Origin of the sequence: Mesorhizobium sp. M7A.F.Ca.US.005.03.2.1 (assembly GCF_003997795.1) — a bacterium.
Lineage (GTDB): Bacteria > Pseudomonadota > Alphaproteobacteria > Rhizobiales > Rhizobiaceae > Mesorhizobium > Mesorhizobium ciceri.
Window position 1 is genome coordinate 1 of the sequence record NZ_RZRP01000250.1, and the last position, 7,482, is coordinate 7,482.

8 protein-coding genes and 1 pseudogene are annotated in these 7,482 nt (G+C 63.5%); 7 read left to right on the top strand and 2 right to left on the bottom strand.

The features are described from left to right. The 7 genes and pseudogenes from EN991_RS41775 to EN991_RS15785 form a co-directional block, all read left to right on the top strand. Positions 1-151: pseudogene (locus tag EN991_RS41775) on the top strand (ABC transporter permease); the annotation flags it as partial. Further along, entirely contained in the window at positions 148-1,221 is a 1,074-nt protein-coding gene (locus tag EN991_RS15755; RefSeq protein ID WP_024504743.1) for an ABC transporter ATP-binding protein, read from the top strand. The pseudogene EN991_RS41775 and the gene EN991_RS15755, both read left to right, overlap by 4 nt. Before the next feature lie 13 nt (positions 1,222-1,234). Further along, positions 1,235-2,509 (top strand): glycosyltransferase, encoded by a 1,275-nt coding sequence (locus tag EN991_RS15760; protein WP_127369095.1) that lies wholly within the window; start codon positions 1,235-1,237, stop codon positions 2,507-2,509. 229 nt (positions 2,510-2,738) lie between these two features. Continuing rightward, positions 2,739-3,089 carry a cupin domain-containing protein gene (locus tag EN991_RS15770; RefSeq protein WP_127369096.1) on the top strand — a complete coding sequence of 117 codons (351 nt, stop codon included), beginning with the start codon at positions 2,739-2,741 and terminating at the stop codon, positions 3,087-3,089. A gap of 17 nt (positions 3,090-3,106) precedes the next feature. Beyond that, positions 3,107-3,448 (top strand): cupin domain-containing protein, encoded by a 342-nt coding sequence (locus EN991_RS15775; RefSeq protein WP_127369097.1) that lies wholly within the window; start codon positions 3,107-3,109, stop codon positions 3,446-3,448. A 23-nt stretch (positions 3,449-3,471) separates the two neighbouring features. Next, positions 3,472-3,816 (top strand): cupin domain-containing protein, encoded by a 345-nt coding sequence (locus tag EN991_RS15780; RefSeq protein ID WP_127369098.1) that lies wholly within the window; start codon positions 3,472-3,474, stop codon positions 3,814-3,816. A gap of 160 nt (positions 3,817-3,976) precedes the next feature. After that, a complete protein-coding gene (locus EN991_RS15785; protein ID WP_127369101.1) occupies positions 3,977-5,485 on the top strand; it encodes an aldehyde dehydrogenase family protein in 1,509 nt (502 codons plus the stop codon). A gap of 146 nt (positions 5,486-5,631) precedes the next feature. Here EN991_RS15785 and EN991_RS15790 read toward each other — a convergent pair whose 3' ends face one another. Both EN991_RS15790 and EN991_RS15795 read right to left on the bottom strand, forming a co-directional pair. Next, complete coding sequence (locus tag EN991_RS15790; RefSeq protein ID WP_127369099.1) at positions 5,632-6,333, bottom strand: hypothetical protein; 702 nt, start codon at positions 6,331-6,333, stop codon at positions 5,632-5,634. 301 nt (positions 6,334-6,634) lie between these two features. Beyond that, complete coding sequence (locus EN991_RS15795; protein WP_127369100.1) at positions 6,635-7,396, bottom strand: glucose 1-dehydrogenase; 762 nt, start codon at positions 7,394-7,396, stop codon at positions 6,635-6,637. Positions 7,397-7,482: the final 86 nt, after the last annotated feature.

Genomic DNA, 7,482 nt, shown 5'->3' on the forward strand with positions numbered 1-7,482 from the left:
CGCCTCGACGACGCTGCCGATGCAGATCTACGCCATGATCCGCTTCGGCATCACGCCGGAGATCAACGCGCTGGCGACCATCGTCATGGCGGTCTCGATCACCGCGCTGACCCTGTCGCAGCGGCTCAACCGTGGGATCATCGGCCAATGAGCGAACCCCGCACTCTGCTGGCCATCGATCATGTGTCGAAGAATTTCGGCAGGGTGATGGCCGTCGACGGCATCTCGCTCGACATCCGCGAGAACGAGTTCTTCGCTTTGCTCGGCCCGTCCGGCTGCGGCAAGACCACGCTCTTGCGCATGCTGGCCGGTTTCGAGACGCCCAATGACGGGCGCATCCTGCTCGACGGACGTGACATCGCCAAAACCCCGCCCAACAAGCGGCCGGTCAATCTGATGTTCCAATCCTATGCGCTGTTTCCGCATATGAGCGTTCGCGCCAATGTCTCCTACGGCCTGGAGATGGAACGTTTGCCAACAGCTGAAATCCGCTCCCGCGTCGATGCCATCCTGGCGACGACCGAGCTCGTCCCCTTCGCCGACCGCAAGCCGGAGCAATTGTCGGGCGGCCAGAAGCAGCGCGTCGCGCTTGCCCGCGCGCTGGTCAAGCGGCCTCGCCTGCTGCTGCTCGACGAGCCGCTCGGCGCGCTCGACAAGAAGCTGCGCGGCGCCATGCAGCTGGAATTGAAGCGCCTGCAGCACGAGGTCGGCATCACCTTCGTCATCGTCACCCATGACCAGGAGGAATCGCTCGTCATGGCCGACCGCATGGCGGTGCTGAAAGACGGCAGATTGCTGCAATGCGACACGCCGCACGCGATCTACGAACACCCCGCCGATCGCTTCGTCGCCGACTTCATCGGCGTGATGAATTTCGTGCCGGGCCAAGCCGCCGTCGATGGCGTTGTAGCCACGAATGGCGCACGCATATCAGGCAAGGTTCCGGCAACGCTCTCGCCCGGCGCATCCGCTGTCGCTTCGGTGCGCCCTGAGCGCATCCGGCTATTCCCATCGGCGGAAACCGCCAACCGCATCACCGGCACGGTCGAGGCGCTGGCCTATCAGGGGCTGGACCTGCAGCTGCATGTCCGCACGCCCCTGTCGCCAAAGCCGTTCCTGGTGCGCGTCACCGCAGATGCCGCCGACCGCCGGCCGGTCTCGTCGGGCGACCAGGTCGAACTCGGCTGGGATGCCGCCGATGTCAGAATTTTCGCAGAATGACAGGAGAAGCCTGATGGCGCAGAAGACGATCGCGTTTTTTCCAGAAGCCGCCTACGGCCCGGCGCTCAATTCCGTCGGTATCGCCCAGGCAGTCGAAGCGCGCGGCCACAAGGCGGTGTTCCTGTCCGACCCCGGCTTCGTCGATGTCTACAAGGGCTACGGCTTCGAGGCGCATCCGGTGAACCTGTCGGAGCCGATGCCGCCCGAGCAGATGGCGAAATTCTGGGAGGATTTCATCAACGGCCATATCCCGAACTTCCGCAAATCGCCCTACGACCAGGTCGACAACTACGTCAAGGATTGCTGGACGGCGATCGTCGACAGCGCCAAATGGGCGCAGAAAGATCTGCCGCGCGTTCTCTCAGCCATCAAGCCGGATGTGATCTGCGTCGACAACGTCATCCTGTTCCCGGCCATCAAGCAGTACGGCAAGCCGTGGGTGCGCGTCATCTCCTGCTCGGAAAACGAGATCGAGGACGAGGACATCCCGCCCCATCTCTCCGGCTGCGGCGAGAACGACCATGCCGGCCACCAGCGCTACCGCGACCACTTCAATGCGGTGATCAAGCCGATCCATGACGACTTCAACGGCTTTCTCACCGCCAACGGCGAGGCGCCCTATCCGATCGGCCAGTTCTTCGAAGCCTCGCCCTATTTGAACCTGCTGCTCTACCCCGAAGCGGCAAAATTCAAGCGCCGCCATCCGCTCGACCCGGCAAGGTTCCAGTATCTCGAAGGCTGCGTGCGGCACGAAAAGCCGTACACGGTGCCGACCTTCGCCAAAAACAATGACGGGCCGCTGCTCTACGTCTCCTTCGGCAGCCTCGGCGCCGGCGATGTCGAGCTGCTGAAGCGCATCATCGCGACATTGGGCAAGACGCGCTACAGGGCTCTGGTCAATGTCGGCGGCTACAAGGACCAGTACACGGACGTGCCCGGCAACGTCATTGTCGACAGCTGGTTTCCGCAGCCCTCGGTGATCCCGCAGGTCGATGCCGTCATCCACCATGGCGGCAACAACTCGTTCACCGAGTGCCTCTATTTCGGCAAACCGGCCATCATCATGCCCTATGTCTGGGACGGCCACGACAACGCCACCCGCGTCGAGGAAACCGGCCACGGCTTCGGCATGCCGCGCTACGACTGGACCGATGCCGAGCTGGTTGCCAGGATCGAGACCTGCCTGACCGACCCGGTGATGAAAGCCAAGCTGGCGAAGACATCGGCGCAGATGCACGCGCAGAATGGGCCGGAGAAAGCGGCCGGGTTGCTGGAGACGCTGCTGTGATTGAGATGCGGAGCCCAGGCGCCCCCCTCTGGCCTGCCGGCCATCTCCCCCTCAAGGGGGGAGATTGGATTTCGCGGCGGCTTTCGCCAATTTTCAACGCTGAAGAAGAGACACAGAAGCCAAAGTTGCCAATCTCCCCCCTTGAGGGGGAGATGTCCGGCAGGACAGAGGGGGGCCTCGTAGAGCGAAAACGGGGCGGGATTGAGCGCCCAAATGATGGAGCACGCTCATGACCTCCTCCGCCCCACACCTCCACCAGGCCTCCACCCGAACCGACCTCGTCGACTGGGGCGCCCAACCCGACGCATTGGAAGGAGCATCGCACTCGACCGGCAGGCTCGTGCACAAAGGCCCGAACAACCAGCCGGAATCCGGCATCTGGGTCTGCACGCCAGGCCGCTGGCGCCTCAGTATCCCGCGCGACGAATTGTGCCATTTCGTCGCCGGCCGCGCGACCTACCGGTCGGATGTCGGTGAGGTGATAGAAGTCTCCACCGGCACCGTGGTCATGTTCCCTGCCGGCTGGAGAGGCGAATGCACCGTGCATGAGACGATGCGCAACGTCTACATGCTGGCGTGACCACGGAGCTTGATGACATGTCGACACCGCACTGGCCGAAGGCTTCGGCCGTGGAATTGGAAGACTGGGGCGCGGGCAGCAACACGCTCGCCGGTTCGCCGCGCGCTTCGGGCAAGATCCTGGCGCAGAACCCGGACGGATCGAGCGAATGCGGCCTGTGGGCGTGCACGCCGGGCACGCGCAAGGTCACCTTTGGCGCCGACGAATTCTGCCACTTCCTGTCGGGACGCGGCAGCTATGTCCATGACGACGGCGAGGAGATCGCGGTCGAGGCCGGCACGCTGGTATTCTTCCCCGCCGGCTGGACCGGCATCTCCATCATCACGCAAACGCTGATCAAGGCTTTCATGTGCCGCTGAGCACTCATTTCCAAGGAATCGATATGACAACCCCCATCATGAAATCCCCGCTTACCATTACCGACCTCGTCGACTGGGGCGTCATCCCGACCATGATCGAGAGCCAATCCCATACCTCGGGCAAGCTGCTGTACAAGGGGCCGGAAGGCCGCTCCGAATGCGGGCTTTGGGTCTGCACTCCGGGCAAATGGCACTGCCATGTCACCCGCGACGAGTTCTGCCATTTCCTCGAAGGGCGCTGCACCTATGTGCATGAATCCGGCGAGGTCATCGAGATCGAGCCGGATACGGCAGCGTTCTTCCCGCAGGACTGGAAGGGCGTCTGCACCGTCCATGAGACTATCAAGAAGGTCTACATGATCCGCTGAACCTTCTCGATAATTCTGCCCTGCCGGACACCTGACGCGGCTTTCTGCGCTTCCGGTGCTCACGGACTAAATGTCCGCTGCGCTCCGGTTCTCGAAAGCCACGCCATCTGCCTCGGCAGGACGAATTCTCAAAAAGGCTCCATAAATGGAGAAGGACAAAATGGATTTCTCTCCTGACCGGCCAACCTTCTTCGTCAATCCGGACTACCGGTCGATGGCCGGCGCGGCAAAACCGGTGATCGATCCGGCGACGCTGGAAACCGTCGGCGCTATCTCTGCTGCGACAGACGGCGAGATCGATACCGCACTCACGGCCGCGACGAAGGCGCAGGCCGCCTGGAAGAAGCTCGACGCCAAGAGCCGGGCCAAGCATCTGCATGCCGTCGCCAACGCCATCGAGGCGGCGGACTTCACGCGTTGCGCCGAGCTGATGGTGCGCGAGATGGGCAAACCCTACCCCGAAGCGATCGGCGAGATCGCCAATTGCGCGCCGATCTTCCGCTACTATGCCGAGATGGCGCGCGACGATGCCGGCAAGATCGCCGGCACGACGCAGGCCGGTTCGTTCCAGTATGCGCGCTACGAACCTTACGGCGTCTCCGTACACATCATGCCCTACAATTTCCCGATCCTGCTGATGTGCTGGACGGTCGCCGCATCGCTCGCCGCCGGCAATGCCTGCATCATCAAGCCGGCCGAGGCGACGACGCTGTCGACGCTGGACTACATGACCGTGTTCCGCTCGCTGCCAGAGGGGCTGGTCTCCTGCCTGCCCGGCGGAGCGGCCACAGCGCAGGCGCTGATCGCCTCCGACCGCACCCATGCCGTTGCCTTCACCGGCTCGGTCGCCGCAGGCAAGGCGGTGGCGGTGGCCTGCGCCGAACGCATGAAGCCTTGCGTCATCGAGGCCGGCGGCAGCGACCCGCTGATCATCAGCGAGCATGCCCCGCTCGAGATCGCGGCGGCCGGCAGCGTCACCGCCGCCTTCCACCTCACCGGCCAGGTCTGCACTTCGGCCGAGCGCTTCTTCGTCGTCGATTCCGTGCATGACCGCTTCGTCGCGCTGTTCGCCGAAAGGACGCGGGCGCTGCGCATCGGCAACGGCATGGACAAGACCGAGATCGGCCCGCTGGTCAGCGAAAGCGCGCGGACCAAAGTCATGCGCCTTGTCGACGATGCGATCGCTCATGGCGCCGAGGCGGTGACCGGCGGGCGCATCCCGCCGGCGCACAACACCGGCTGGTTCTACGAACCGACCATCCTGACCGGCGTCACCCCTGATATGGCGATCGTGCGCGAAGAGTGTTTTGGACCCGTCGCCGCCATCTGCCGGGTCAGGGATTTCGACGAGGCGATCCGGCTTGCCAATGACAGCCCGTTCGGGCTCGGCGCTTCGGTGTTCACATCGGATCTGGCCGAAGCCCACGAGGCGGCGGAACGGCTCGAAGCCGGCATGGTCTGGGTCAACAACCCGCTGATCGACAATGACGCCCTGCCGTTCGGCGGCTGGAAGGCCTCGGGCCTCGGCCGCGAACTCGGACGCCAGGGCCTCGACGCTTTCCGCCGCTCCAAGATGGTGATCATCGACCACAAGCCCGCGATCCAGGACTGGTGGTACCCCTACCCCGACAGCTGGTTTCGCGAGACCGGCGGCCGCAAGCATGTCTGAGTGTTTCGAGCCTGGCTATCCCTGGACGCCAGCTCGGTGGCTATCCCTGGATAGCCAGCCCGACCATGAGCGGGAAAGGCAATGCCGCCGAGTGAAACCCGGCGGCATTGCCTTTGACTGACCACTACCGTTTCGGCGGCGGTTCGTTACGGCGTCGTTTCCGTCTGCATCGCGGCAGCCGTCTGGTCGATCTTGCCGGCAAGGACGTCTTGAGCCCAGGACGTGACCGCAGCGTCGACGGGCTTGTTGGCCATATCCGCCAATGCCGCGTCGAGCGATGCATCATCGGTGCCGACCGCGGCCGCAGCAGCAGCAGCGTTGTCGGCAGCGACCTCGGCCTGCAGAGCAGCTATCTTCCCAGGCAGGGCCGCCTGATCTTCGGGCGACATCGCGGCAATCTGATCGGGTGTCAGGGACGTCAGCGCATCCAGCTTAGCCTGTGCTGCGTCGGCGGCGGCCTGAGCGACCTTGGCTTTGGCGGACTGCGTCACGAATGCCTGAAGGGCGGCGAATTTCTTGCTCTTCGAGTTCATATAGGCATTGATGTTGCGCTTCAGCGAGCTCACCCGGCCAAGCTTGGCGTGGATGTTCTTGCCTTTGGGCACGGACGAGACCTTGGTGGTCTTGTCGACCGTGGTGTCGTCCGCTTTGGCCACCTGGCCGGGGGCCGACGACGACTTGCCGTGCGAAGCGCCGCTCTTGCCATTGCCGCCGTTGCCATTGCTACCGCCGTTGCCGTGCCCGTTGCCTCCGGCATTGCCACCGCCGTGCCCATTGCCGGCGAGCGCCGGAGATGCCAGGAGCGCCAATGCGGCAAGCGCCGCCAGCAGAGTTTTCCGGTTTGTCATGGTAATCTCCTCGGGAATCGTCGCCCTGGCCCGACCGCTAAGCGACCGTCCTATGAGGAATTCCTAATAGTGCAGAGTAAACTTTAGACAAATGCTGTCTCAATACGCGATCTGGCACCCGGCCAGAAACTTAACCTACTGATATCAAACACAAATTCGCACTCTTGGACGGCCATGGCACTGAAGTCCCATGCCGGCAGGACTATAGTCCTGCCGGCAAGCAGCGGCATGGGTGAAAGTCTTTGCGTGGTATATCGGACAAGCTTTGAAAACAGGGGAGTTGATAGCGAAAGCAAAAGGCTCAGCCGATACTTTCACCGCCGTCGATTACCAGCGCCTGGCCGGTCATGAAGGATGAACGGTCGGAGACAAGGAACAGGATCGCTTCGGCGATCTCATCGGCGCTGGCCCAGCGGCCCATCGGGATCTTGGTGCGGACATAGGTTTCGATCGCCCCGCGTCCGCCCATCTGGGCGATGAACGGTTCGTTGAACGGCGTGTCGACCCAGCCCGGACAGAGCGCGTTGATGCGGACATTGTGACGGGCATAGTCGAGCGACATCTGCCGTGTCATCGCCACCACCGCATGTTTGGAAGTTGCGTAGGCGATCATCTCGCGGTCGTAGAACACGCCCGAATTGGAGGCGGTGTTGAGGATGACCCCGCCGCCCTGCGCGATCATCGAGGGCATGACCTGTCTCGCCGCCAGGAACTGCGCCCGCACATTGACCCGCCACGAGGCATCCATGCCGCCGACCTCCACTTCGGTCAGCGTGCCGCCGATCTGGATGCCGGCGTGATTGTGCAGGATGTCGATGCGCCCATGCCTGTCGAGCGTGCCGGCAATGAGCTGTTCGATCGCCGCATCATCAGCGACATCGGTCTTGATCGCCTCGGCCCGTCCACCCGCTGCCCGAATGTCCGAAGCCGTTGCTTCGCCGGCAGCCTGATCCCTGTCGGCGATGACGACCACCGCGCCTTCCCTGCCCATGATCATGGCGCCGGCGCGCCCGATGCCGGAGCCGGCGCCTGTCACCACGGCGATGCGGTCTTTGAGGATCATGATGCGGCTTTCAGTTCGACGGCTTGCGCTGGCGCAACTGCCATTGGGCAAGCACCACGAGCAGCACGGAAGCGACGAGCACGATC

Bases quoted from the DNA above. Each gene is read 5' to 3' on its own strand.
- EN991_RS15755 (WP_024504743.1), top strand. From the start codon at position 148: ATGAGCGAACCCCGCACTCTGCTGGCCATCGATCATGTGTCGAAGAAT.
- EN991_RS15760 (WP_127369095.1), top strand. From the start codon at position 1,235: ATGGCGCAGAAGACGATCGCGTTTTTTCCAGAAGCCGCCTACGGCCCG.
- EN991_RS15770 (WP_127369096.1), top strand. From the start codon at position 2,739: ATGACCTCCTCCGCCCCACACCTCCACCAGGCCTCCACCCGAACCGAC.
- EN991_RS15775 (WP_127369097.1), top strand. From the start codon at position 3,107: ATGTCGACACCGCACTGGCCGAAGGCTTCGGCCGTGGAATTGGAAGAC.
- EN991_RS15780 (WP_127369098.1), top strand. From the start codon at position 3,472: ATGACAACCCCCATCATGAAATCCCCGCTTACCATTACCGACCTCGTC.
- EN991_RS15785 (WP_127369101.1), top strand. From the start codon at position 3,977: ATGGATTTCTCTCCTGACCGGCCAACCTTCTTCGTCAATCCGGACTAC.
- EN991_RS15790 (WP_127369099.1), bottom strand. From the start codon at position 6,333: ATGACAAACCGGAAAACTCTGCTGGCGGCGCTTGCCGCATTGGCGCTC.
- EN991_RS15795 (WP_127369100.1), bottom strand. From the start codon at position 7,396: ATGATCCTCAAAGACCGCATCGCCGTGGTGACAGGCGCCGGCTCCGGC.